This is a genomic window from Agrobacterium sp. ICMP 6402 (genome assembly GCF_009498615.1).
In the GTDB taxonomy this organism is placed as follows: domain Bacteria; phylum Pseudomonadota; class Alphaproteobacteria; order Rhizobiales; family Rhizobiaceae; genus Agrobacterium; species Agrobacterium burrii.
Genome location: NZ_QSNV01000001.1, coordinates 741,680 through 766,039 on the forward strand (window position 1 = coordinate 741,680; position 24,360 = coordinate 766,039).

At 57.9% G+C, this 24,360-nt stretch carries 27 protein-coding genes and 2 tRNA genes; 11 read left to right on the forward strand and 18 right to left on the reverse strand.

Annotated features, from left to right (window positions below; genetic code table 11):
• Positions 1-41 precede the first annotated feature (41 nt).
• Positions 42-659, reverse strand: coding sequence for an FMN-dependent NADH-azoreductase (locus DXT96_RS03735; RefSeq protein WP_153513556.1), 618 nt, complete (start codon positions 657-659; stop codon positions 42-44).
• A gap of 148 nt (positions 660-807) precedes the next feature.
• Between DXT96_RS03735 and DXT96_RS03740 the strand changes: the two genes are divergently transcribed.
• On the forward strand, positions 808-1,776 hold the full coding sequence (locus DXT96_RS03740; RefSeq protein WP_153513557.1) for a LysR family transcriptional regulator: 969 nt from the start codon (positions 808-810) through the stop codon (positions 1,774-1,776).
• A 296-nt stretch (positions 1,777-2,072) separates the two neighbouring features.
• Here DXT96_RS03740 and DXT96_RS03745 read toward each other — a convergent pair whose 3' ends face one another.
• From DXT96_RS03745 to DXT96_RS03755, 3 genes are all read right to left on the reverse strand, one after another.
• A complete protein-coding gene (locus tag DXT96_RS03745) occupies positions 2,073-4,061 on the reverse strand; it encodes a bifunctional 2',3'-cyclic-nucleotide 2'-phosphodiesterase/3'-nucleotidase (protein WP_149897851.1) in 1,989 nt (662 codons plus the stop codon).
• A 216-nt stretch (positions 4,062-4,277) separates the two neighbouring features.
• Positions 4,278-4,613: a PilZ domain-containing protein gene (locus DXT96_RS03750; RefSeq protein WP_149897850.1), complete on the reverse strand. Its 336-nt coding sequence runs from the start codon at positions 4,611-4,613 to the stop codon at positions 4,278-4,280.
• Positions 4,614-4,710: 97 nt separating this feature from the next.
• Positions 4,711-5,178 (reverse strand): DUF1203 domain-containing protein, encoded by a 468-nt coding sequence (locus DXT96_RS03755; protein WP_153513558.1) that lies wholly within the window; start codon positions 5,176-5,178, stop codon positions 4,711-4,713.
• 163 nt (positions 5,179-5,341) lie between these two features.
• On the opposite strand from DXT96_RS03755, the gene DXT96_RS03760 reads away from it, so the two are divergent.
• Together DXT96_RS03760 and DXT96_RS03765 are read left to right on the forward strand one after the other, a co-directional pair.
• The gene (locus tag DXT96_RS03760) at positions 5,342-6,220 is read left to right on the forward strand and encodes a DUF4344 domain-containing metallopeptidase (RefSeq protein WP_149897848.1); all 879 of its coding nucleotides are present in this window, start codon (positions 5,342-5,344) and stop codon (positions 6,218-6,220) included.
• A gap of 53 nt (positions 6,221-6,273) precedes the next feature.
• Positions 6,274-6,918 carry a dihydrofolate reductase family protein gene (locus DXT96_RS03765; protein ID WP_153513559.1) on the forward strand — a complete coding sequence of 215 codons (645 nt, stop codon included), beginning with the start codon at positions 6,274-6,276 and terminating at the stop codon, positions 6,916-6,918.
• 167 nt (positions 6,919-7,085) lie between these two features.
• Here the strand turns inward: DXT96_RS03765 and sseA are convergent, their stop codons facing one another.
• The 4 genes from sseA to DXT96_RS03785 form a co-directional block, all read right to left on the reverse strand.
• A complete protein-coding gene (sseA, locus tag DXT96_RS03770) occupies positions 7,086-8,507 on the reverse strand; it encodes a 3-mercaptopyruvate sulfurtransferase (protein ID WP_371418784.1) in 1,422 nt (473 codons plus the stop codon).
• 16 nt (positions 8,508-8,523) lie between these two features.
• On the reverse strand, positions 8,524-9,261 hold the full coding sequence (locus tag DXT96_RS03775; protein ID WP_153513561.1) for an alanyl-tRNA editing protein: 738 nt from the start codon (positions 9,259-9,261) through the stop codon (positions 8,524-8,526).
• A gap of 12 nt (positions 9,262-9,273) precedes the next feature.
• Positions 9,274-10,311 (reverse strand): cysteine synthase A, encoded by a 1,038-nt coding sequence (locus tag DXT96_RS03780; protein ID WP_149897844.1) that lies wholly within the window; start codon positions 10,309-10,311, stop codon positions 9,274-9,276.
• A 122-nt stretch (positions 10,312-10,433) separates the two neighbouring features.
• Positions 10,434-11,873 carry a deoxyribodipyrimidine photo-lyase gene (locus tag DXT96_RS03785; RefSeq protein WP_153513562.1) on the reverse strand — a complete coding sequence of 480 codons (1,440 nt, stop codon included), beginning with the start codon at positions 11,871-11,873 and terminating at the stop codon, positions 10,434-10,436.
• 188 nt (positions 11,874-12,061) lie between these two features.
• Here DXT96_RS03785 and DXT96_RS03790 point away from each other — a divergent pair, with 188 nt between their 5' ends.
• From DXT96_RS03790 to DXT96_RS03800, 3 genes are all read left to right on the forward strand, one after another.
• The gene (locus DXT96_RS03790) at positions 12,062-12,343 is read left to right on the forward strand and encodes a DUF982 domain-containing protein (RefSeq protein WP_174373118.1); all 282 of its coding nucleotides are present in this window, start codon (positions 12,062-12,064) and stop codon (positions 12,341-12,343) included.
• 136 nt (positions 12,344-12,479) lie between these two features.
• Entirely contained in the window at positions 12,480-13,037 is a 558-nt protein-coding gene (locus DXT96_RS03795) for a methylated-DNA--[protein]-cysteine S-methyltransferase (RefSeq protein WP_153513564.1), read from the forward strand.
• 113 nt (positions 13,038-13,150) lie between these two features.
• Complete coding sequence (locus DXT96_RS03800) at positions 13,151-13,594, forward strand: TIGR02594 family protein (RefSeq protein WP_153513565.1); 444 nt, start codon at positions 13,151-13,153, stop codon at positions 13,592-13,594.
• A 65-nt stretch (positions 13,595-13,659) separates the two neighbouring features.
• On the opposite strand, the gene DXT96_RS03805 is transcribed toward DXT96_RS03800, so the two are convergent.
• Positions 13,660-13,899 (reverse strand): hypothetical protein, encoded by a 240-nt coding sequence (locus DXT96_RS03805; protein ID WP_153513566.1) that lies wholly within the window; start codon positions 13,897-13,899, stop codon positions 13,660-13,662.
• Between the two features lie 170 nt (positions 13,900-14,069).
• Here DXT96_RS03805 and DXT96_RS03810 point away from each other — a divergent pair, with 170 nt between their 5' ends.
• Positions 14,070-14,489 (forward strand): DUF2934 domain-containing protein, encoded by a 420-nt coding sequence (locus DXT96_RS03810; protein WP_153513567.1) that lies wholly within the window; start codon positions 14,070-14,072, stop codon positions 14,487-14,489.
• 98 nt (positions 14,490-14,587) lie between these two features.
• On the opposite strand, the gene DXT96_RS03815 is transcribed toward DXT96_RS03810, so the two are convergent.
• Positions 14,588-14,662 (reverse strand) — tRNA-Asn (locus DXT96_RS03815).
• A gap of 176 nt (positions 14,663-14,838) precedes the next feature.
• On the opposite strand from DXT96_RS03815, the gene DXT96_RS03820 reads away from it, so the two are divergent.
• Positions 14,839-15,117 (forward strand): hypothetical protein, encoded by a 279-nt coding sequence (locus tag DXT96_RS03820; RefSeq protein WP_142839582.1) that lies wholly within the window; start codon positions 14,839-14,841, stop codon positions 15,115-15,117.
• A 4-nt stretch (positions 15,118-15,121) separates the two neighbouring features.
• Here DXT96_RS03820 and DXT96_RS03825 read toward each other — a convergent pair whose 3' ends face one another.
• Entirely contained in the window at positions 15,122-15,766 is a 645-nt protein-coding gene (locus DXT96_RS03825) for an exopolysaccharide biosynthesis protein (protein ID WP_149897785.1), read from the reverse strand.
• 520 nt (positions 15,767-16,286) lie between these two features.
• On the opposite strand from DXT96_RS03825, the gene DXT96_RS03830 reads away from it, so the two are divergent.
• Both DXT96_RS03830 and DXT96_RS03835 read left to right on the forward strand, forming a co-directional pair.
• Positions 16,287-16,874, forward strand: coding sequence for a YqaA family protein (locus tag DXT96_RS03830; protein ID WP_153513568.1), 588 nt, complete (start codon positions 16,287-16,289; stop codon positions 16,872-16,874).
• A gap of 138 nt (positions 16,875-17,012) precedes the next feature.
• Entirely contained in the window at positions 17,013-17,567 is a 555-nt protein-coding gene (locus tag DXT96_RS03835) for a dual specificity protein phosphatase family protein (protein ID WP_188355896.1), read from the forward strand.
• 313 nt (positions 17,568-17,880) lie between these two features.
• Here the strand turns inward: DXT96_RS03835 and DXT96_RS03840 are convergent, their stop codons facing one another.
• The 3 genes from DXT96_RS03840 to DXT96_RS03855 form a co-directional block, all read right to left on the reverse strand.
• On the reverse strand, positions 17,881-18,084 hold the full coding sequence (locus tag DXT96_RS03840; RefSeq protein WP_153514179.1) for a hypothetical protein: 204 nt from the start codon (positions 18,082-18,084) through the stop codon (positions 17,881-17,883).
• A gap of 877 nt (positions 18,085-18,961) precedes the next feature.
• Complete coding sequence (locus DXT96_RS03850; protein WP_153513569.1) at positions 18,962-19,222, reverse strand: hypothetical protein; 261 nt, start codon at positions 19,220-19,222, stop codon at positions 18,962-18,964.
• Between the two features lie 270 nt (positions 19,223-19,492).
• A tRNA-Pro gene (locus tag DXT96_RS03855) sits at positions 19,493-19,569 on the reverse strand.
• A gap of 228 nt (positions 19,570-19,797) precedes the next feature.
• Between DXT96_RS03855 and DXT96_RS03860 the strand changes: the two genes are divergently transcribed.
• Complete coding sequence (locus DXT96_RS03860) at positions 19,798-20,334, forward strand: DUF1269 domain-containing protein (RefSeq protein WP_149897781.1); 537 nt, start codon at positions 19,798-19,800, stop codon at positions 20,332-20,334.
• Between the two features lie 73 nt (positions 20,335-20,407).
• On the opposite strand, the gene DXT96_RS03865 is transcribed toward DXT96_RS03860, so the two are convergent.
• From DXT96_RS03865 to uppE, 4 genes are all read right to left on the reverse strand, one after another.
• Positions 20,408-21,052: a hypothetical protein gene (locus DXT96_RS03865; RefSeq protein ID WP_153513570.1), complete on the reverse strand. Its 645-nt coding sequence runs from the start codon at positions 21,050-21,052 to the stop codon at positions 20,408-20,410.
• Between the two features lie 174 nt (positions 21,053-21,226).
• Positions 21,227-21,376 (reverse strand): hypothetical protein, encoded by a 150-nt coding sequence (locus DXT96_RS03870; RefSeq protein ID WP_188355895.1) that lies wholly within the window; start codon positions 21,374-21,376, stop codon positions 21,227-21,229.
• A 78-nt stretch (positions 21,377-21,454) separates the two neighbouring features.
• Complete coding sequence (gene uppF / locus DXT96_RS03875; protein WP_153513571.1) at positions 21,455-22,696, reverse strand: polysaccharide biosynthesis O-antigen ligase family protein UppF; 1,242 nt, start codon at positions 22,694-22,696, stop codon at positions 21,455-21,457.
• Positions 22,693-24,246, reverse strand: a complete 1,554-nt coding sequence (gene uppE, locus DXT96_RS03880; protein WP_153513572.1) for a polysaccharide biosynthesis glycosyltransferase UppE — start codon at positions 24,244-24,246, stop codon at positions 22,693-22,695. Before uppE ends, uppF begins: the two co-directional genes overlap by 4 nt.
• Positions 24,247-24,360 lie beyond the last annotated feature (114 nt).

Below are 24,360 nucleotides of genomic sequence, written 5' to 3' on the forward strand. Positions count from 1 at the left end.
CACCGGCAATCCCGCCGGTGTCAGTTCCGCCTTAACGTGCCTCAGGCGGCCTGTGCCAGTTCGGCAACCTTGGCGCCGGCGGCGGTAATGGCCTTCTCGACGGCTTCCGGGCCGAATGCCAGACCTTCGACATAGATCACTTCCACATCGGTCATGCCCATGAAACCGAGAACGGTCTTGAGGTAGGGAACGGCATGGTTCATCGATACGGCCGGGCCTTCGGAATAAACGCCGGCAGCCGCTAGCACGATGTAGACCTTCTTGCCCTTGGCGAGGCCTTCCGGGCCGGTTTCGGTGTAGCGGAAGGTCTGACCGGCGCGGGCGACGTTGTCGATCCACGACTTCAGGCCGGAATAGATGTTGAAGTTGATGAGGCCGGTGCCGATGACGACAGTGTCGGCGGCCATAAGCTCGGCAACCAGCTTGTCGGAATAGTCGGCCGCAACCGCTTCTTCAGCCGTACGCTGGTCGGCCGGCTTGCGGATTGCAGCCGTCTTGACGGTGTCGAGGTGCGGAATGGGATCGGCGGCGAGATCGCGGTGAACAAGGGTATTCGCCGCCGACTTGGCCTTCAGCTTGTTCGCGAGTTCACCGGAAAACTTGTTCGAAACCGATTCGTCGCCACGCGGGCTGGAGGTGATGAGCAGAATGTTGGACATGGTCTTTCCTTGCATATGCGATGAATTGACGGGCGCCTTGGGAGGGCGGGAGAGCACGACGCCCTTCCTTTGCCCCTATATGAAAAATTACTGCCATCAAGAAAACTGTGATAATATGAAAGCCATCTATCGATGAAATGGATGGGACATGGACGCGAACCCGACGCTCGACCAATTGCAGGTATTTTTGACGGTTGCCGAGACCGGCAGTTTCTCCGCCGCGTCGCGGGCGCTCAATCGCGCCCAGTCGGTGGTCAGCTACACCATCGCCAATCTGGAAGCCCAGCTTGAAGTCACCCTGTTCGAGCGCAACGGCGTGCGCCAGCCGAAGCTGACGGATGAGGGCCGCGCCATGCTGGAGGATGCAAGGCGTATCGTCGCCGGCCTGCAGGAGATGCGCGCCCGCGCCAAGGGGCTGAAGCAGGGGCTTGAAGCGGAGCTTTCCGTTGCCATCAGCACCATGGTTCCGGCGGAGGCCATGGTGGCGGTGTTGCGGGATTTTCGTAAGGAGTTCCCAACGGTCAGTCTCAGCCTCAATGTCGGTGAGTTGGGTATGGTCATGGACATGGTGCTCTCCCGCAAGGCGGGCATTGGCATCGGCGGGGCGCTGATGCGCCAGGATGACGAACTCGTCGCCGAAAAAGTCGGCCATTCCTTCATGCTGCCGGTCGTCGCTGCGGATCATCCGCTGGCGCAGATCGACCGGCCGCTGACCCTTTCGGATGTGCGTGAAGAGGTCCAGCTGGTCGTCACCGATGCGTCGGGGCTGACAAAGGGCCGTGATTTCAACGTGCTGTCCTACAAGACATGGCGGGTCAGCGATATCGCCACCAAATACCAGCTTATCAAGGGTGGTCTCGGCTGGGGCGGTCTGCCTGCCTCGATCGTTCGCAACGATCTTACCAATGGCAGCTTGAAGGCGCTTGAACTCGAGGCCTATGAGCAGGGCGAATATCCGCTTTTTGCGCTCCGCCGGGTGGATTCACCGGCCGGCCCCGCCGGCCAGTGGTTGGCAACGGCGTTTCAACAGCGTCTGTCGGCATGTCCGAATCATAAGGATTTCAACGGAATGCTTGCCGCGAAGAAGCAGACGACCATTGCTGTCGCCGCTGAGTGATATTGGCTGAAGCCATAGCGATTATACGAAGATCGAGAGGGCGCCGCTTGTTTCTTCTCCCCGTCCGGGGAGAAGGTCGCGGCAGCGGGATGAGGGAGTAAGGGTGCGGTCTATCGCTGGCGTCGCCCCCTCATCCGACCCTTCGGGCCACCTTCTCCCCGGCGGGGAGAAGAAACATGCGGCAACGTCGACCCCTCTGCCTCAGCGCGACCAATTCACAACAATGGCGATCTTAGTCTCATCCGTCGTTAAAAAAATACCCTCCCGGCGATGTATCACCGGGAGGGTTGCGGCATTTAAAGAACCAGACGGAATTTCGCGAAACCTTCTGCACCGTCGCCGGCATCCTCGATTTTCGCGCCCTTGATCTCGGCGGCGTAGTGGCGGCCTTTCGGGCCGGTCTCGAAGATTGCGGAGGTATTGGCAACCGGCGCAAAGGACCAGTTGGCATCCGCTGACGGGTTGATGGTGCCCTGATCGATGATATAGCGCACGATCACGTCGCGGTTGGTATCAGGCGCCACGAAGATCACCTTGTCGGCGGCGATGTCGGGGAATTTGCCGCCGCCGCCGGCGCGGTAATTGTTGGTGGCCACCACGAATTTCTGCTCGGGATCGATCGGCTTGCCGTTGAACTGAAGGTTGACGATGCGGTTGCTGTCGGGATTGACCGCTTTGCCGTCCTTGTCGAATTTCGCCGGCTTGGAAATGTCGATCTGATAGGTGACACCGTCGATGACATCGAAATTATAGGATGGGAAATCTGCGTTGAGCAGCGGTGCGTCCTTCGCACCAGCCTCGACCGTGTTGAACATGCCGGCGGACATTTCCAGCCAGTTCTTTACCTGCGCGCCATTGATCAGCACCGCCTGCACCGTATTGGGGTAAAGATAAAGGTCGGCGACATTCTTGATAGCAATGTCACCGGCGGGGACATCGGTATAATAATCCGCACCGCCGCGACCGCCGGACTTGAAGGGCGCTGCCGCCGAAAGCACCGGCAAATCCTTATATTGCCCTTCCTTCAGCATGTCCTTGATGTACCAGGTCTGGGCGTTGGAGACGATCTGCACGGAGGGATCGTCGGCCACCAGCGCAAAATAGGAATAGAGCGGGGCGGACGTCTTGCCGACCGGGCGGCGCACATAGGCAAGGGCAGCCTCGTGATCGGCCCTGGCGGCGGCGATGACTTCCGGTTTGTCGGTGAAGTCGGCGACGATCTTGCGGTTATCGTCGCGGTGGTAGATCGGCCGGGCTTCGGAGGTGAAATCGACGATTTTCCAGCTCTTGCCGTCCTTTTCGAGCAGCAGGTCGATAAGGCCCATATGCGAGCCCCAGAAACCGGCCATCACGGCGGGTTTGCCGAGAAGCGTACCCTTGACCGCATCAACACCTTCGATGCCGTCCCAGGTCTTCGGACCGGGGAAGACGAGATGCTGGTGGCCGGTGAAGATCGCGTCGATGCCTTCAACACCCGCCAGATAAAGCGAGGCGTTCTCCATGCGGTCGCTCTGGCCCTTGCCGTCGATACCGGAATGGGAAAGGGCGATGACGATATCGGCCCCTTCTTCCTTCATCGCTGGAACCCAGGCTTTGGCTGCCTCGATGATGTCGCGCGTCTGGGCCTTGCCCTCGAGGTTCTTGGAATCCCACATCATGATCTGCGGCGGCACGAAGCCGATGATGCCGACCTTGACCGGGCTGGTCACGCCGCCGCCATCGCGGATCTGTTTTTCAAGGATGACATAGGGCTTGAAGAACAGATCGTCCTGCTTCGGATCCGAGGCCAGCTGGCCCTTGGTAAGGTTGGCGCAGACGAAGGGGAAACCGGCACCGGCCAGCGTATTCGACATATAGTCGAGGCCGTAATTGAACTCGTGGTTGCCGAGCGTGCCGCAATCATAACCCAGCACGTTCATGGCATTGATCACGGGGTGTTTGTCGCCAGCCTTCATGCCGCGCTCATAGGCGATATAGTCGCCGAGCGGGTTGCCCTGCAGGAAGTCGCCATTATCCACCAGCATCGAGTTTCCGGCCTCGGCGCGGATGGCGCCGATGATCGAGGCGGTGCGCGCCAGACCCATCGTGTCGTTCGGCTTGTCGGCGTAATAATCATAGGGAAAGACGTGAACGTGGATATCAGTCGTTTCCATGATGCGCAGATGCGCCTGATTGGCAGCGGCGCGGGCGGCGAAGGGGTGCAGCAGCACGAGCGCCGAAGAGGCCGCAATGCCGCCGAGAAGCGAACGGCGGGTGATGGGGTGGAGAGCGAGAAGCGACGACATGGGAACTCCTTCGGATGAAGCTTGCTCTGTCATGAGAAGCGGACAGGGTAGAAGCAATCGCCGAGGAGTCCATCACCAAAATGACAAGCCGGTGACAGACAGGCCTGTTTTCAACCGTTTGATAAATTTTTTGTCATTGGAGCGTGATGCGCACGCTTCCACATCGGGAAATGCGCTTCGTCCGGGCAGCGCATTCCGGCTTTCGGGGGGAGCAGATCAGCGAGCGAGCGTCGGTTTCACTTCTTCGTGGAAGAAGCGGAAATAGGAGGAGAGCTGCGCCAGCGTGTTGGTGGAAAGTTTCAGCTGCAGGCCGAGGCGGTTCTGGTGCTGCCATTGCACGACGCCCTCGATGAAACCGAGATCCTCGCTCTGCACTTTCACCCGGCTTCCCTTGGCGGCAGCGAAAGTTCCGTCCAGTTCGAGCGCCATGCCGGTGGCGGAGAGGTCCAGCACCCGGCCTCTGGTCGACTGGCTGAAATAGTGCACGGTCGCAAAAATCCTCGTCTTGCTGCGGGTTGCGCTGCGGGTCGCCATATTGAGGTTGTTTGTCATTTTGCTACTCAAATCAATTGTTTCCGATAACTGCATCATGGGGCACAAAGTTTGAAAGCCGTTTAGCCCTTCTGTTAAAATTGTAAGTAATCGGCGATTATGCTGTGTCGATACGGCACTGATAGCAATTGTTGCGGGCGGAGCGCACATGGACATAGGCAACGTCCGCGCGTTCCAGCAGATATTGCGCGCGCGATACGATCTCGCCTGTCGCCGTCACCGCGCCGGTGCCATAGACGATGCGGTCGTCGGCGCCATATCCGCGCACGATATAGTCGGGGCTGTCCAGTATCGGCGGAACGGCATCCGTCTGCGGATAGTGCTCGCAGGCCTCAGCGTGCAGAAAGATCGGACCCGTTTCGGCATAGGGCTGGAGCGAAGGGAAGGGCCGGTAGGCGAGGATCAGCATCTGCTCACCCTCATCGATCTGGGAAAGGCAATGGCGGCAGGGCATGCCGCCGGGAGAAACGGCTTTCTCCGGCTGGTTGCCATAGGCATCGGTCGCCCCCGCGCGGAAGGCCTCAGCTTCCTTAGCCGGCATTGCTGTAAAAACGAGATCGGTCATGACGGGCTCTCTCTGGTTCGGATCGGCGTTGCTTCTTTGCAGCTATGATCCCGAAATGGAGCACTATCCACCCGATTCTTGACAGGTGATGCAACCAGCCCATTGCGTGTTTCGTTTGCATCGGGAATCAGTGACGCTCCTCGTTCCCGGAAGGTCTGATTTTATGTTGCGTCGTTTTCTGGCCGCCGTTCCGCTGGCTTTTGTTTCGTTGACGGCCCCGGCTCAGGCACAGGTTGCCGCCGGTCTCGATGGCCTGTCCGACGACCAGCTGCAGCAGGCGGTCAATTTCGTCATCGGCAACGCCATCTTCTCGCTTTATCACGAGGGTGCGCGCATGCTGATATCGGATTTCGGCGCGCCGGAAACCAGCAGCATGCAGGCCCCGGCCGACCAGCTGGCGGGCACGCTCGTTCTTCAGGCCAACGAGGAATGGCTGGACACCGCGCTCGTCAACGCTACCGACAGCTGGTATCTGGGACGCGAGGCGGAAACCTTGCCCGAGCACGAAGCGCCGGTCTTTTCCGCGCTCGTTCCCGAGAAAGGCCGTGACCGCAACATGGCCTGCCTGATGGTCGGCCGCGACAAGGACGGATATGGCGATCTGGCCGCCATGATGGGTCTGGACAAGGCCGAGTTCGACAAGTGCGCTGCTGCCTATCCGCGCGTCGCTTCGGCCTGGGAGAGTTTCCTTAGCCCCCATCGCAGCCAGACGCCGTCCAAATTCACCGTCAGCTACATGCCGCCGCGCGATCCCGAGCTTGAACCCTACGCCATCATGATCAAGGAATCGAAGGTTCTCGATCTCATCAGCCGCAGTTTCGGCGCTTACGGTCTGAAGGGTGACGTCAAGCTGACGGCCAGAACCTGCGGCCGTCCCGATGTCTACTGGTCGGCGGAAAAGCGGGAGATCACTTATTGTTATGAGCTTGGAAAATTCCAGGCGGAGCTGATTGCCGATCATCTCATGAACACTGTCACGGAAGACAAGGGCGCTGCCGGGGGGCAAATCCCAACAGCGGTCGTTCTGGAACGGGAAATCTGAGGTCGATTGCCGGACGCTGGCGATCTGGCCTCCTGAATGGGAGGTAAAGTGCCATGCCGAAGGTTGTCGTTCGCAATTTCTCCATTTCGCTTGATGGATATGGCGCGGGGCCGGATCAGAGCCTGCAGAACCCGCTGGGTGTGAACGGCGAAGAGTTGCATCAGTGGGCGTTCAAGACCCGCACCTTCCACCGCATGTTCGGCAAGGAAGGCGGCTCGACCGGCATGGATGAGGATTTTTCCGAAAAGAGTTTCGAAAATATCGGCGCATGGATTTTGGGCCGCAACATGTTTGGCCCCATCCGCGGCGCATGGCCTGATGAAAGCTGGAAAGGCTGGTGGGGCGAGGAACCGCCCTATCACGTGCCGGTTTTCGTGCTGACACACCATGCGCGCCCGTCCTTCACGATGAAGGGCGGTACGGTGTTCCATTTTGTTACCAACGGTATCGAGGCGGCCCTCGATGGCGCGCTTGTGGCAGCAAACGGCAAGGATGTCCGCATTGGCGGCGGTGTTTCCACCATCCGGCAATATATTGCCAAAGGCATGATCGATGAATTGCATCTGGCGCTGGCGCCGGTGTTTCTCGGCAAGGGCGAAAATCTGTTCGAGGGGCTGGACTTGCCGGCACTCGGCTATCGCTCCACCAAAACGGTGGCAGGTGAGGGTGCCACCCACCTGATCATCGACAGGGTGTGAATGCTGCGCAGTTAAAGCGAGCCTCACAAACACTGTGCAGCAGTTCCTGCGCTGACGTTTCCGCACTCCCCTCATGCCTGTGCTTGTCACAGGAATGAGGGGAGTGAAGTGATCGGGAAAGGTGCATGCGGCACCCGATCAATCGAGCCTCAGTATCAACCGGAGCCTCAGTTACGCAGCGAAATTTCCAGAAGCTCGGTATCGGACAGCGGCTCTACCCAGGCTTCATAGGTGCCGACAGGCGAAAAGCCCATCATCTGGTAAAGATGCAGCGCGCGCGGATGGTCAAGCGTGTTGGTCGTCACCGTCACGCGTTTCGGATTGTCCTGCCAGGCGGCGTAAAGCGCCTGCAACAGAAACCACTTGCCGACGCCAGCACCGATCGCCTCTTCGAGCAGCCCGAAATAGGAAAGCTCGGTCACCTCGTCGCTTGCCTTGTTCAACTCGAAGAAGCCGGCAGCGGCACCGTTGATGTAAAGTACCGTGACGCTGTTCTTCGGGTCCTTGAGGACGGCGGACAGTTCGGCGTCGCTCATGCGCATGCGCTTCTGCCAATGCCAGCGTTTCCCCACTCGCCAGTAAAGATAGCGATAAAAGTGCAGGGGAATATCGGTGACCCGCATCAACGCCGTCTGGATATTGACGGGGATAGGCAGGCTGACCTTCGGAGGCGACGTCATTTCCAGCTGCGTCACATGCGCCTTCAAAGGTCCGTGCGACACAACCGGAACAGGCTCGGCGGGGCCGGTGACGACAGGCGTGTCTTCCAGTCCGCCCCATTCCGACCAGGAGCCGTCATAAAGCGAATTGTCCCGATGGCCGAGGGATTCCAGCGCCAGCGTGATGACGGCGGCGGTGACGCCAGAACCGCAGCTCGTCACCACCGGCTGATTGAGATCGATGCCGGCGTCTGCCACCATCTTGCGGATGGTGGTGAGGTCCTTGAAATGGCCGTTCTCGGAAAAGGCTGTCGCGGGCAGGCTGCGTGCGCCGGGCATATGGCCCGAGCGCATGCCCGCACGCGGCTCGGCTTCGTCGCCGGTGAAACGTCCGGCACCACGGGCATCGGCAATCTGCTTTTCGCCGCTCTCGACGATACCGCGCATGCTTGACAGGGAGGTCACACGCCTTTCGTTGAAGTCGGGCGTAAAGGTTGCGGGCTCGATCTCCGGTGTGCCGGTTTCGAGCGGTCGACCGTCACGCTTCCAGCCGTCGAGGCCGCCATCAAGCACATAGGCCTTACGCACGCCCATCACCCGCAGCATCCACCACACACGCGGTGCGGAAAAGAAGCCGGGGCCGTCATAAACCACGATCGTATCGTTCTCGCTGAGGCCAAGCTCGCCGGCCTCCTGCGCAAAGAATTCCGGCGAGGGCAGGGAGTGCGGCAGACCGGTGGTGTGATCGGCGATCTTGTCCTGATCGAAGAAGACAGCGCCCGGCAGATGGCTGCTCGCGAATTCTTCCGCGCCATTGCGCTTGTGTGCCGGCAGATACCACGAGGCATCAACGAGACGAAACCCTGATGTGCCGAGCTGTTTTTCCACCCAGTCCGCCGAAACGACGAAACGGCTCTTATCCGTGCTCACGATGTCTCTCCTGATTTCAGGCAGCAGCTTCAGGCGCGCCGAAACGAATGCGGAACCGCCTGTTCTCCTTGCCCTTCTTTTCTATCTTGGCAATGTGAATATCGCCCACTTCCTGCGTTTGCGAAACATGGGTGCCGCCGCAGGGCTGGCTGTCGATGCTGGAATTTTCGCCGATGCAGACAAGGCTGACCCGGCCAAGGCCCATCGGCGGGCGCACATTCTTGGATTTGACGATGCCCGGATTGGCCTGAAGTTCTTCGTCGGTGATCCATTGCAGGAAGACGGGATGGTTGGCTTTCACCAGTTCCATCAGCTTCGCCGTCACTTCATCTTTGTCGATGGTTTCCGACATGTCGAAATCGACACGCGATTCGTCCTCGCCGACGGCGGCACCTGTTATCGGCCACTGGCAGACGACGGACAGGAGATGGCAGGCGGTGTGCATGCGCATCAGCTTGTAGCGGCGCGGCCAGTCCACATGCAGGGTCAGCTTTTCGCCGACTTCCGGAGAAGGCTGGCCTTCGAGCGGTACATGGATGATGACGCTCTTGTCGGCACCGTTTTTCGTGACGCCGAGGTCGATGCGCGAGCCATCGGCCCGCTCGAGAAACCCGCTATCGCCCGGCTGGCCGCCGGACGTTGCGTAAAAGCAGGTCTGGTCGAATTCTATGCCGCCATCCTCATGCACCGCCGTGACGATTGCTTCTACGGTTGAGAGATAAAAATCGTCACGGAACAGGGCATTCACAGGCATTTCGGCATGTCCTCAAACGGTTTCGTACGGAACCGCAATCTCGCTTTTCGTCGCCAGCCATTGCGGAATCGGCAGCCCCTTGGAGCGCAGGAAATCCGGATTGAACAGCTTCGATTGATAACGATTACCGTAGTCGCATAGTATCGTCACGATTGTATGCCCCGGACCAAGCTCGCGGGCAAGGCGGATTGCGCCGGCAATGTTGATGCCGGAGGAGCCACCGAGGCAAAGACCCTCTTTGGTGACCAGATCGAACAGCACCGGCAGGGCTTCCGCATCCGAAATACGATAGGAGAAATCCGGTGTAAAACCTTCCAGATTGGCGGTGATACGGCCCTGTCCGATGCCCTCGGTAATGGAAGAACCTTCGGACTTCAGAACACCGTGCTTGTAGAATTCGTAAAGGGCCGCACCCTCAGGATCGGCAAGGCCGATCTTGATATCAGGGTTGAAATCGCGCAGGCCATCGGCCACGCCCGCAAGCGTTCCGCCTGATCCCACCGAGCATATGAAGCCATCGACCTTGCCGTCCGTCTGGTCCCAGATTTCAGGCGCAGTCGTTTCGATATGGGCCTGACGGTTGGCGATATTGTCGAACTGGTTGGCCCAGATTGCGCCGTTCTCGTCGGTCGCGGCCAGCTGTTTCGCCAGCCGTCCGGAGACCTTCACATAATTGTTCGGGTTGGAATAGGGCGCTGCCGGAACCTCGACCAGCTTGGCGCCGAGAAGCTTCAGCGCGTCCTTCTTTTCCTGGCTCTGCGTCTCGGGAATAACGATGACCGTCTTGTAACCGAGCATATTGGCGACCAGCGACAGGCCGATGCCGGTATTGCCCGCCGTGCCTTCGACAATGGTGCCGCCCGGCCGCAGCTGTCCGCGCCGTTCGGCGTCGCGGATGATGTAGAGTGCGGCGCGATCCTTTACCGACTGGCCGGGGTTCAGGAACTCCGCCTTGCCGAGGATTTCGCACCCCGTCGCCTCGGAGGCAGCTTTCAGACGGATGAGTGGCGTGTTGCCGATAGCACTGAGCGCAGAGGGATGAATGGTCATGATTGAGCCTTCTTGTCTGAGCGGAAATTAGGTGCCGTTATGTCCCGTTACAACCGCCCCAAGGCAAGAAATTATCTTCCCGGCTTGGGCTTCGCCACGCAAAATTTTGCCGATACCCAATTTTATGCGTTGTTCTTCACCGCCGCATAGGCTGCAAGCGCTCTTTCCCGCGCCTTTCCGTGATCGACGATTGGTAACGGATAGGTCTTGCCAAGCTCGATTCCCGCCTTTTGCAGCACCTCCTTCGGTGCTTCAAATGGCTTGTGGATGTATTTCCGCTCCAGCTTGTCCAGCTCCGGCACGAAACGGCGCACATAATCCCCATCGCCATCGAATTTCTCGCCCTGCAGGATGGGGTTGAAGATGCGGAAAAATGGTGAGGCATCCGCCCCGGAACCCGCCACCCATTGCCAGTTGGCGGCGTTGGAGGCCGGATCGGCATCGACCAGCGTATCGCGGAACCACGTCTCGCCCTTGCGCCAGTCGATCAGCAGATGTTTGATGAGGAAGGACGCCACGATCATCCGCACCCGGTTATGCATGGTGCCATGTTGCCACAATTGTCTCATGCCGGCATCGACGATGGGATAACCCGTCATGCCGCGCGTCCAGGCCTTGAAGGATTTCTCATCGTCCCGCCAGCCAAAGGCGTCGAAACTGTCGTTCCAGTTTTTCTCGTCCAGTTCGGGGAAATGAAACAGCAGGTGATAGCAGAATTCCCGCCAGACGATTTCCTTGCGAAAACGGCTGATATCGTTTGAGGCGATGTGGCGGGAAAGCCCCTTCGTTGCGTGCCAGACGGTGGCAGGCGATATTTCACCCAAGGCCAGATGCGGCGAGAGCATAGAGGTTGCGCCCTTTGCCGGAAAATCGCGGCCTTCCTCATATCCCTTCAAAGCGCCGTCGATAAAGTCATCGAGTTTTTCCCGCGCGCTGTTTTCGCCGGGTGCCCATATCTCGCTGAAATCCGTCGCCCAGTCAGGCTTGACCGGCAGCAGCTTCCAGTCATCAAGCTTTTCCGATTTCGGCCATGTCGCAGGTGCCTTGAGGCTCTTCGGCGCATCCGCCGGGGCATGTGGCTCCTCGCCACCCTCAAGCGCCCGCCAGAAGGGCGTATAGACCCGGTAGGGGCCGCCGGATTTCGTCTTCAACCGGGAGGGTTCGTGCAGCAGGTGGCCGGAAAAGCTGTGAACGGTCAGACCGTCATCCCTCAGGTTTTGTTTCAGCGCCTTGTCGGTCGCCAAGCCGGCTGGTTCGTACCGGCGATTCCAGAATACGGCTTCAGCGCCGGTTTCGGATATCAACTGGCGCAGCGTCTTTTCGGCGTCGCCGCTTCGAAGCAGCAGACGACCGCCTTTTTCTTGGAGTGCTGCGGAAAGCGAGGTGAGCGAATGGTGAAGCCACCATTCCTGCGCACCGCCGAGCGGACAAGAGGATTTTTCCCTGACATAGACGGGGATGATGGGACCGCCGTGATCCACTGCTGCGAGAAGGGCAAGATTGTCCGAAAGGCGCAAATCCTTGCGGAACCAGACGATGACGGGGGAGGCTGTTATTGGCATGAAAGAACCCGGTTCACTTCCGCTTGAACGAGTGTTGAAACGCTTTGTTCCGCAAATCGGCTAGAATGGAAAGATGGGGCACATGGTTTCTCGAGGGTTATTTTTTCGCTCTTGAAACAGCAGGTGAAGGGAACCAACTGGAGGAGCCGGCGTTTGTCGCGGGTTAATAGAGCATGGAAGTGCAATCAATGTTGCTGAAAGACGTTAAGTGGGAAAAGCCCGTTACCATCTCCCTTGAAAACGGTGCTCCCCGGATTTTCAACGGCGTTTACGAAGCCTTCGATTTTCTGCAGCACGAATGGCCGGAACGCGGCGATAAGGCGCATGAGCAGGCGCTTCGCCTGTGCCGCGCCTCGTTGATGGGTGATGTGGCGGGAGAAATCGCCCGTACCGCATTCGTTGCCGCAAGCCGGCAGGCGCAATGCCTGATGGAGGACAAGGCGGAGGAGCCGAATAAAATCGCATCCTGAGCGGATTTTCAGGACCGATCCGTTAAAGGCCACCCGCCAGAGCAGGGTGGCCTTGTTTTTTTTGAGATCAGGAAACGGGTTGTTTCGGACGCAGGATATGGCATCGTGTGCGCCCGAAAGCGGATGAATGAATGCGATGACCAACCACTACGGCTATATTGTTTTTCCAACCGCACTCGGCCATTGCGGCCTAGCATGGGCAGGACGCGGCATCGCCCGTCTGCAATTGCCCGGTGCTGACGCAGGGGAAACCGAAAAGCTTCTCCTTAAACGTTTTCCGTCGTCCACGATTGCGGTTCCCGACACACGCACGCGTGAAGTGATCGCGATGATCACCCGCTATTTCAATGGTGAGGCGATTGATTTTACCCCCGTCGAACTCGATCTTGCCGGACAGGATCGTTTCTTTCTCGATGTTTACGCGGTGGCGCGGCAAATCGGCTGGGGCCACACGACGACTTATGGCGGCATAGTAAGGGACCTTGGCCTTGGCATGGAAAAGGCCCGCGATGTCGGTCAGGCCATGGCGAAAAACCCGGTGCCGCTCATCATTCCCTGCCACCGCGTTCTGGCTGCCGGCGGCCGGCTGGGCGGCTTTTCCGCACCGGGCGGAACCAACACCAAATTGCGCATGCTGGATCTCGAAAATGGCGGCCGCAGCCGCGCCGATGAGGCGCAGGGCAGCCTGTTTTGAAGCAATGACAGATCAGGCCGCATGAATAGCTGTCTGATTTCTGCCCATTTCTCGTCAAATTGTCGCTAAATTGTCACAATACACGGACGCCCTCCAACATAAGGGCGAGACGTTTGAGAGTATCCGCGTTAATTCTATCCGCTGCCTTGGCTTTTACAGTCGCGGCGCCGGCCTCTGCCGGCATGCTGAACCAGGCAGAAAAATACACCGGGCTGCATGAGTCCAAGAACAACAAGAGCCTGAAGAATATTCTTGGGGCAAACCCCCGCAGCACCCCCTGGTGCGGCCTTTTCCTGCATGCCGTTGCCGGCAAGGCCGGCCGGCAGTCGCCGAAATCCTACGGATTTGCAAAATCCTGGACGTCTTTCGGTTATGCCGTTCCCGTCAGCCAGGCCAAGCCCGGCGATATCGTCGTCATCCGTAACGGCCGCGGTTATCACGCCGGAATTCTAAAGAGCATGAGCGGCAAGACCGCCCAGATCCTTGGTGGCAACCAGTCTGGCCGGGTGCAGGTATCCAATTTCAACCGCAAGGCAATCGTTTCCGTTCGCCGTTGACGACCGGACAACATCATATTTCTTATAAAGGCGGGCAATGACCCGCCTTATCCATTTTAAGCGGCCTATGGCTGCTCCCTGGTGCCCGGTGCGGCATCTCGCTGGTCGTCGTCCTCAAGGTCGGTGGCAACGATGAAGGCGTCCTCATGCTGGCGCGCTGCCTGCCGGCGGGCGCGCAGGTTCATCGTCTCATCCGGATAAATCTCACCATCCTTCGATTTGAGTTCGCTGTCGGTTTCGAAACGCGCCACATCTTCGTCGCGAATATCGAGCGGTTCGTTCTTCGGCTTCTTTGGGGTGTTCATGGATAATTCTCCTGCGGGGTTTCTGCGGGCAAACGATCCCGCCTCCATGACGGTTCCCTTTTTCGAAGAAATGCTCATTCGCAATCGGTCTGCGAGGAACAAAGTCTGGCTTTTTCTGTTTTTTCAGTGGCACAATCAAAACCGGTGCAACGCAAAGAGGGAGGCCCGTTATGAGCCATGATCGCGAAGCCGCAATCCGTGAAAAAGCGCGCGCAATATGGGAGAAGGAAGGCAAGCCTGACGGGCATCATGAGCGCCACTGGACCGAGGCAGAACGGGAAGTCTCCGCCGGTGCGGGAGCCGCAAAGACCACGGGTAAGAACGGCGTGAAAAAATCCGCTGCCGCCAAGACCTCGACAGACAAGACCTCGACGGACAAGGCGCCTGCGAAGAAAACGCCAGCGAAGAAGGCTCCGGCTGCAAAGGCTAAATCCCCGGCGGTAAAATCGCTCGAGAAGGAGCAGAAGTCGACGGACAAGGGTAAAGTTGACGATCTGACGGAGAGCCTTGAAGAAAGTTTCCCGGCAAGCGATCCACCGGCGCTGACCAACGCCGCAAAGGCAACGAAGCGTGTGGTCAAGAAGACCTGATTGCCTGTAGCCCGCTATTCCGGCGGGCGAAAGACGCCACGAGCCGGATCGGGCGAATGCAGCGGCACTTCGCTCTTCAAAACATATTTTGAGAGAAATGGCTCCCCGGGCCGGATTCGAACCGGCGACCTGTCGATTAACAGTCGAATGCTCTACCGCTGAGCTACCAGGGAACGTGCGCTGCTTGGCGCGGTGTGAGCGGGGTAATACAAATGCTTTTCCGATTTGCCAAGCGGTTTTTTCAAAAAAAACGCATTCCTCTTGTTTTATCCCTCTGAAGTCCCGATTTTCCGGGCTTATCGACGGTCAAAAAATTATCCACAGGCCAGACGCTGAAGGGCAGGATGGAATGAAATTCGGAATGAACCACAAGACGGGTCGCCTCCATGTCGGAAAATGGAGCCTTGCCATGCCGCGTTCGCGGGTTGGCAGGATCGCCACCGGCTCCGCTCTGGTGGTGGGCGGAACGTTGGGGTTTTTGCCGGTTCTCGGTTTCTGGATGATTCCGCTCGGTCTTGTCGTACTTTCGCACGATCTGCCGGCGGTGCGTCGCAGGCGGCGACGGCTGGCTGTATGGTGGGCCTCGCGTCAGAACGGCCGCGAGGCCCGTCGTAACAGGGGTCAGTAGGCCTTTATCCGCCGATCGAGCTGCTGATGCCCTGTCCGGCCCAGAAGGCTGCATAGGCAAGCGCTGCGAAATAAATCGCCGTCAGGCCGAGAAACAGATAACCGCCGAGCACGGTGACACCGTCACGCTGGATCATGCCCGCAGATAAAAGCAGGATGGCGACGCCGGGCAGGGTGTTGGAAAAAGGAATGAAGCCGAGCGGCATCATCAGCAGCACGCCCGCCGTCATCAGCGCCAGACCGTTTATCCTGTTGGCGACGATGCCGGTGGTGAGCACCGGTACACGCGGACGAATAAATCCATCCAGTTTGGAAACGATGGCGACACCTTTTTGAAGCGCCGGCACCAACTTTGCCGTTTCCATCTGCCGATCGAGAATCTTCGCCGGCAGCCATGGCAGGCGGTTCAGCGTGATTGCGAGGCTGACGAGGATGATCGCCGCGCCGAACACCGTGCTGACGCCGGGAATGGAGACCGGAATGAGAAAGGGCAGGGACGCAATTGCGCAGATGAGCAACAGGCCCTGTTCGCCGATTGCTTCCATCAGTTCGCGCAACGTGATCGTCTGGCCCTGCAACTTGCCTATAAGCTTCTCCAGCGTGGTGCTGAGCTTTTCAGACGTATCAGTGAATGCGAATTCGTTCGTCATGCCGCTTCCCGGAAGTTGTTTTAACTCCGGGTTTGATAACATTCATCCGGCCGCATGCCTATCGCCGATAGAAATCGGCAGCGTCATGGTTCGTCATATCTTTCGCTTTGTTAGTGCGAAACCCAGTGGCTATAGGCGCCGGCGAGAAGAACCACCAGCAGGATGGCGAGTATCACCGGATTGATCGAGGTAATGAAGTTTACATAGTCCATGATAACTTCCTCCACTTCTTACGCCTCTTATTCTACAGCAAAAAGGCGAGTTCATCTACCTCAGGGTGAAATTTCGCATCGCAGCAACCGACCGCCGGTGTGGACTGGAATTGCTGGCATTTCCCATTTTTCGCGATGCAAAAATAAATCTTCCAACATTTGCCATTCTCTTGCGTTGTGTCTAATCCTGCTGCGGCGCTGGCTCTTCTCCGTCTGCTGCGCGCCGTCTTAAATCGCCTCAATCATCGCTGAGATGCCTCGGCACTCCCGCTTTGACCTCGCTCCACACTCTTCCCCGGGGACATGAAATGCTGAAAAACATCTATGCCTGGACGATGGCCCTTGCGGCGCGCAAAACCGCCGTATGGTGGCTGGCGGTCGTCGCTTTTGTGGAAAGCTCCGTCTTCGTCGTGCCCGCGGATGTGCTTTTCCTGCCCATGGTGTTGGCCAAGCCGAAAAAGGCGATGTTTTATGCGTTTGTGGCGACGGTCGCCTCGGTCCTCGGCGGCATTGCCGGCTGGTTTCTCGGTCATTATGCTTTCGAGAGCATTGCGCGGCCCATCCTTGAATTTTACGGCAAGCTCGACAGTTTCGAACAGCTGAAAAACTCGGTGGACTACGAAACCATCATTCTCCTGCTGGTGACATCGGGGCTTGCGCACCTGCCGCCCATCAAGGTGGTGACGATCCTGTCGGGTGCGGCCAATATCAGCCTCGGCCTGTTCATTCTTTCAGCCGTCGTCACACGTGGCGCCCGCTTTTTCATTCTTGCCGGATTGCTGCAGAGATACGGTGATTCAGTGCGCCATTTCATCGAAAAACGCCTCGGCGTTATCACGGCAGCAGTGGCCGCGGCGCTCATCGCGGTCTATGCGGTTTACGTTTTCGTGCGTTGATCGAACGCAATTTTTCTACTCTTACAATACTGTCGCATAACTTTCAGCTTGCTGTCAGAATCCATCTGTATCGGTTCTCTTGTCGAGTAAGGGAACCGTTTTATTATGCGAAGATTTTGGAAGTGCTCCTTTGGGGGCATGGGCGTTGTTGTGCTTGCGGCAGGCGGATATCTCTACGCCATCCAGCTCCTCGGCAACTTTCACGAGGTTGTGGCCGGTCAGCTTTACCGCTCCAACCAGCCGAGCAACGAAGAGCTTGTCCGCTACACCAAAGATCACGGCATCAAGACGGTTATAAACCTGCGCGGGCCGAACGAATCCAAGGCCTGGTACCGGGACGAGGTCGAAACAGCGCGCGAGCTTGGGCTGAAGCACATCGATTTCGGCATGTCGGCCAGCCAGGAGCTCAACATGGATCAGGTCAACCAGCTCGTCGCGATCATGCGCGATGCGCCAAAACCGATCCTCATTCATTGCAAGGCCGGCGCTGACCGGACGGGCCTCGCCACCGCTCTTTATCTCAGCCGCGTCGCGCGTCTTGGTGAAAAGGAGGCGGAGAGCCAGCTTTCGGTGCGTTACGGCCACATCGGCATCCCCTATCTCTCGGCAACCTATGCCATGGATAGAACCTGGGAAAATGTGGAGCACATGCCAATCACCGACGACTTCGCCATCGCGTCAAATGAATTCTGAGGGCGTTTCGTGCTGATCCTGCGTAAATCATGGACCCTTCCCGGCATAAGGATTTGCGTTCCGTCTTGATTGCCGATGCGGTCAGGCTGGGCGCAATTCTCGGTGCAGGCGTGCTGAATTGGCGAGGCCATAACAGCAGTGGAGTGGTGAGAAGGCGAACGAGGATCCGGTCTGTAATCGACCCGACCAGCAACGCACTAACTTGTCGGAGAGCGATGCTGGCAGCTGAGCGCTCCATTCACATCAAAGGCTTGTTCCGTCAAAGTTACGGTATCCTCACCCGGTAAACCGCATCCAACGGCAAACAGCCAGCTCAATCGCCTGCCATATCCGGCGTCCAGCCACGCGTATATCCCCTGCCCATGATGGCAACCGCAAGGGAAAGCTGTTCCTGCAGATGTTCGATTTCACCAAGCAGCGTTTCGACGGCCGCCCTTGCATCGCCATCGTGACACTGGATGACGTATCCGGCTATGTCGTCAGGCCGTACAGGGGTGATTTTTGCAGCATCGGACATATCGGCGACCTCTCTTTTGTTCACTAAATGTTCCAATTTTAGCGAAGAGTCAACAAAGCAATGTGAGCAATCGTTCTCTTTGACGAGAGGTGAGTGGCATGAACAAAGAGTAAATCGCCAACCTGTTGATTACTTGGCATTCCTCGCTACCGAAACGAACGAAGGGTGGCTGATGAGCGCCATACGGCAGGGGATGGCTGGGGCATGAGGTAAGCGCCCCGGATGCAACAACCCGGGCGGGCCTGCGTCAAAAAGACCGTGCTTGCGTGCATGAATGAAGTTGCTGAAACAGCAGTTTTGACGTAGCTCTACCTGCGGGAGATTATGTCAAGTAATAGACTGGAAATATTCAAAATGACGGATTGGAATTGGGTGGATTTGTTCCCTATAGTCTTCTTCCCGTTCAAGATTATCGTATTGGGTACAGGCATGTACTTCGCCATCAAGTGGCATCATGATCAGGCGAAGAAGGAAAAAGAAACCAGCGGATCGTAAACGCCCGTCGGAAACACGCGTGACGCCCCAGATTACCCGGGCCAATATCCAGTGATGCGGCAGCAATTTGCGCAACAGGTCAAGGCCACGAGCACCTTCATCTAAAACACCTGTTCCAGCGACTGCTGCTCGAAAATCATTCTGATCACTTCAGCCGCATCGCTGTGCGTTGATTTATAAACACTAGTGCCAAGACTGAATCCCTGTAGTCACTACGATGGGCGATCTTTGCGTTTGATAAGCTTCAGCGGCAGGTCACCACTCCATGACGAAGCAACAATTGCGACCGACGCTAACGCCGAAAGCTTTTGTCCTACGCAGGGTGGTGAATACGGTTGGTAGCCCCTCAGCTATCCTGCGACGTGGTTCGTAGGGTCAAGCCCTAGTGGACTGCGGGATCCTCGTCTTCAAGAAAGCTACGAATGCCGTCCTTTTCGCACGTGGCAAGGAATTCTTCCCATGCATCTTTATCGGTGGCGAAAGGCTCGTCCCAGGTGGTGACAAGGTCATTTTCGCTTATGACCTCAAGCTTCCAATCCTGCTGCGTGCCGGCCGATCGGTAAATATCGACGAGGACCGTGATGCCGTCATCTTCGAATTCGCCTGAGAATTCCGAGTGTTCGATTTTTGATTTCTTCGTCATGTCTATGTCCTTCAGGCTCAGGCTTCGTCAGGTGCTGGGGGGGCCTTTAACGCGATAACCGTTAGAGAGGCGGCGATGGCGGTAAGAACAAATTTGGTCTAGCGCTCAATCCACCAGCCTCCAGCAAGTCAAATGCGCGCCGTCAGGGCGGGAGAGAACCAAACACCACGCAAAGCTAACGCGCAGTTGCGAGGGCGGACCCGCTGGCTACAATGTGGCTAAAACAAATATAGCCAGCTCTGGGGGAACTGGCTATCTATCTGATTTTTATGGTCGGAGCGGCGGGATTCGAACCCACGACCCCTTGACCCCCAGTCAAGTGCGCTACCGGGCTGCGCTACGCTCCGAACCTGAAAGCCGTTTATATATAAGCCTGTTAGGGCGCAAGCGGAAAATCGCCTTTTCTCAAAAAAAGGAACAAAGGGTGTGGATGGCGGGCAGGGGAGAGACTGTCGTTCCGTTTATTGCCGGTTGCTTCCGTCAAACGCCTGACACATCCTCTTTCCATCATGGCTGGAACCTGCCGTGAACTTCAGCGTTCAATTGCAGCGGAATTGAAACTCAGGGAGATAAATATGTCCGAACTCGTCGTTGTTGGTTTTGATGGAACGGAAGAGGCTGATCGGGTCCTTCTGAAGCTTGCCGGCCTGAAAAAGGAATATCTGGTCGATCTGGAAGACGCCGTGGTCGTCGTTCGTGATGAGAACGGCAAGGTGCATCTGAAGCAGAGCGTCAATCTGACGGCGCTTGGTGCAAGCTCCGGTTTTCTGTCCGGCGGCCTATGGGGCGGTCTTGTTGGCCTGCTGTTCCTCAATCCGCTGGCGGGCTTCGCAATAGGCGGCGCGATTGGTGCCGGCACGGGCGCGCTGGCGGGTTCACTGACCGATTTCGGCATCGATGACGATTTCATCAAATCCCTTGGCGAAACCATCCCCAATGGCTCGTCGGCGCTGTTTGTGTTGATACGCAAGGTACAGCCGGAAAAGGTTATGGCGGAACTGGAAGGGCTGCGCGGTCGGGTCATCAAGACCTCGCTGTCTCCGGAGCAGGAAGCGCAATTGCAAAAGGCCCTGTCGGGTGAAACCGCGCAGGCGGCAGCGCCCGTCGCTTGAATGGCAACAGGAACAACGCTGCGGCATGATCCATGCCGCAGCGTTTTGTCCAGATATGTCTGGAAGCGGCCGCTTAGACGGTCAGCGTGCCGGGTTTAGCCTGCGGCCAGGTGAGATAATAGTAGCGGCTGCCGACGCTGCCGAAAAACGCGTTGTCGCCGGAGATGCTGTCAACATAAGCGCCGCTGGTGCTCTTGGCGTAGGCTGAGCCGTCGCGTTTGAGGTGATCCTTCAGAAAATCGCTCCAGCCCGTCGTGGCGATCTCGGTTGCCGGTTTCGAAGTGGTTTTCGAATCGGCCTTCACGTCCCACGCCTTGATCTGCGCGCCTTCGGATGGATCGGATACGGTGAGCGTGCCGGCGGCCAGTGCTTCCAGCATCGCCTTTGCCTGCGAGCCCTTGTCCGGGTCCTTGGACAGGTCCTCCAGCATCGCCTTCAGATCCTTCATGAAATCGGCCTGTGTGATATCGCCGGATGACGCCTGAGGTGTAGTCTCGGTCTGCGTCTCTTCGCCGGAGGTCTGCGCATATTGCGCCAGAAGCTGTGTCAGCCTCGTATTGGTGGAAGAAGAAGACGTATCCACGCCATAGGTGCCAAGAAGCGCTGCCCGTGACGAGGAGGATGAGGTTGCGATGGAATTGTCATCCTGCTCCTTGATGGCCTTGAGGGCTAATCTGGTGGCAGTGAGGCGGGTGGACAGGTCGACGGAGGAAACCATCTCGGTAACTTTTCCATGATCAGCCCGATACGCATCATTCGTACCGAACCGGCTTGGCGCGGATCCTTGATCCCGCCTTTCGTCTTCTCTCATAAGAAGACCGGGTGCGTTCCGCGCCGCTTGGGCTTGGGGTGCACCCGGTCTAATGAAGGAAGTTTGCGCGACGCTTGCGCCTTAATTTTCCTGAACTGAAACGCCGTTCGGGCCGATATTCATCTCGATGCCCTTCGGCTTGCTTTCCTCGTGCCAGACATAGGCTCCAAGGCCAACAAGAACCACCATCAGTGCGCCGATGATGAGATAAAGATTATTGGTCTGCGTCATAAGATGTCTCCCCGTTTGACGATCGTAATCGGGGGCTAAACGCATGAAATCGCGCAGGGTTCCGTAAGGGGAAGCATTTTAGGCGCGGCTTGTGCGGCGGCGCAGGCTTTCGCGTTTTTCCAGCGCCATGCAGCCCCACAATATGCCGAGCAGCAGGAAGAAATGCCGCCAGTGATCGGTATCGATGACGGCGCCGATCATGACGTGGCCGACAAAGGTCACCCAGGAAATGATCAGGAACGGCTGCCATGGCCGCGGCCGCAGCAGTTGCCTGAAACCGGCAGCGATCGTCCAGCAGATCAGCGTCAGATAGATCACGAAACCGAACCAGCCATGCGTTGTCAGGCTTTTCAGCCAGATATTATGTTCGGCGGCGGGAAAGATATTGTCGAACACCATCGGCCCGATGCCAAGCGGATGCTCCATCGCCAACAGGAAACCGAGATAGTGACGGGCAAAACGCCCCAGATGCCCGCCATCATAGGATTGCACCGCCGAGGCGCGGCTGAAGAACAGGTCGGAGACCTGTTTGAATTGCAGCGCGATGATGACGGCTGCGACCATGAGCGCGACCGCAACAAGAAACAGCACGAGAATTTTCAGGCGAAACGCGGCTGTGCGCTCCTTCAGCAGCATGACGAAGACGAGCAGGAGGGCGGCGAATAAAAACAGGCCCCATGCCGCGCGCGAAAACGACAGGAACACGCCAAGCGACAGGATCAGCAGGCCGAGGATACGCCAGGGCGCATGCATCGCCTTGCCCGTAAGCAGGCCATAGATCAGGTAAAGCGACGGTGTCACCAGGAAGGGACCGAAGACGTTCGGGTCCTGAAAGGCACCCTTGGCGCGATCGTAAAGCGTGAAGACTTCGAAGCCGGGAAGGGCGTGAAAATATCCGATGATACCGAGCAGCGAGGTGATCAGCGCCGCCGCAAGCCAGGCGCGAAAAATCAGCAGCAGCCGCTGGTATTTGTCCTCGATGATCGCCGCGTAAAAAACCGAGGTCAGCGCCAGAAAGGTCGAGACGGCGAGGTAAAGCGGTCCCTCGTCCAGATCGGCCATGGTGGTCAGCGAAAGATAACCGCCGACATTAAAGGCAAGCAGCAGGCACAGCAGCAGCACGACGGTGCGGGAAAGGCGCAGGCCCAGAAGGAACCAGATGGCCACTTGCCCGACCATCATCAGTTCGTAGGGCGCCGGTTCGGAGATGACGAAGCCGGAGAGGAACACGCCGAAGGCAATGAAGAACGAACCGACGAGCCGCATGGCGGCGAGTGGCGCGTCAAAACCCGGTGCGTGCTGGTAACCGACGTGGGTCAATAGGCGTTTTCCGATTTGAGCAGCCGTATCGGCGTCAGAAACAGGATCTTGAGATCGAGGAAAAGCGACCAGTTCTCGATATAATAAAGATCGTATTCGGTGCGGAACTTGATCTTGTCGCCATGGTCGATTTCGCCGCGCCAGCCATTGATCTGCGCCCAGCCGGTCACGCCCGGCTTGACCTTGTGGCGCGCGAAATAATGCTCCACCACTTCGGTATATTTCAGATCACCCGTCTGGGCATGCACTGCGTGCGGGCGAGGGCCGACCAGCGAGAGATCGCCATAGAGAACGTTGAAGAGCTGCGGCAGTTCGTCCATCGACGATTTGCGCAGGAAACGGCCGACGGGTGTGACGCGCGGGTCGTTCTTGGTGACGGCCTTCTTGGCGGTGGGGTCGCTGAGTTCCGTATACATGGAACGGAACTTCCAGACATTGATCGTCTCATTGTTGAAGCCGTGACGCTTCTGTTTGAAGAGGACGGGGCCTTTGGAAGTGGCCTTGACGGCAATCCCGGCACCCAGCATCACCGGCCAGAAAAGGGCGATGCCGAGGAGGCTGAAGGTGATGTCGAATATCCGCTTCGCCACCGAATCCCAGTCGCGGATCGGCTTGTCGAACACATCGAGCATCGGCACATTGCCCACATGCGAATAGGCGCGCGGACGGAACCGCAATTTATTGGCATGTGCTGCGATGCGAATATCAACCGGGAGTACCCAGAGTTTGCGCAAAAGCTGGAGAATGCGAGCCTCTGCACTGAGCGGCAGGGCGATGATCAACATGTCGAGCTTCGTCAGACGGGCAAATTCCACCAGTTCGGCAAAGGTGCCGAGTTTGGGATAACCGGCGACAACCTCTGGCGAGCGCTCGCTTTTCCGGTCATCAAAAATCCCGCAGATGCGGATATCATTGTCCGACTGCTGCTCCAGCGAACGGATGAGGTCTCTGGCAGCATCGCCGCCGCCGACGATGACGGCGCGGCGTTCCATGACGCCATTACGGCCCCAGTGGCGAATGGCGAAGCCAAGGATCAGCCGTCCGGTGAAAATGGCTACCGCGCCTATCGCGTACCATATGCCGAAAGCCGGCCAGGAATGCAGCGCATCGGGAAAAAAGGCGAGAAGGAAGCAGGCGATGCCCACGAAAGACAGACACACTGCGCCCTGAATGCGGGCAAACATCTTCAGCGGCGTGCGCAGCGTCGGCAGTTGGTAACAATCGCTCGCCTGCAGCAGGAACACGCAGAGCGCCGCGCCCAGAACGCCGGCCGCGAAAACCGAGAGAAAGGTTTCAAGACCCCGGTCGGCGGCGATGCCGTTGACGATGGCGGCGATGACCACGAGCATCGTGAATTCCAGCAGCCGCAACTGGCCGATCACCATATTCGGTGAATGGTTGCCGGCACGCAGCTGGTTGGCGATCTGCCGAGCAAGCGGATTGAGAACAACGGTCTCGGACGCCGAAGGCTCACCGGCTTCGCGCTCGGAGATTTGCTTGCGCAACGACGCCAGATCGAATTGCAGTCTGTCCTTGTCAGCCTTGGTCATTACTTGGTCCGCACCCTCTAGCGGATCGGCCCGAAAATCGAGATCGATTTTCGATGGGAACGATGCGCAACTTCAAAGTGGTAAAGCCTCCTTGCGTAGCGTCCGAACGGACAC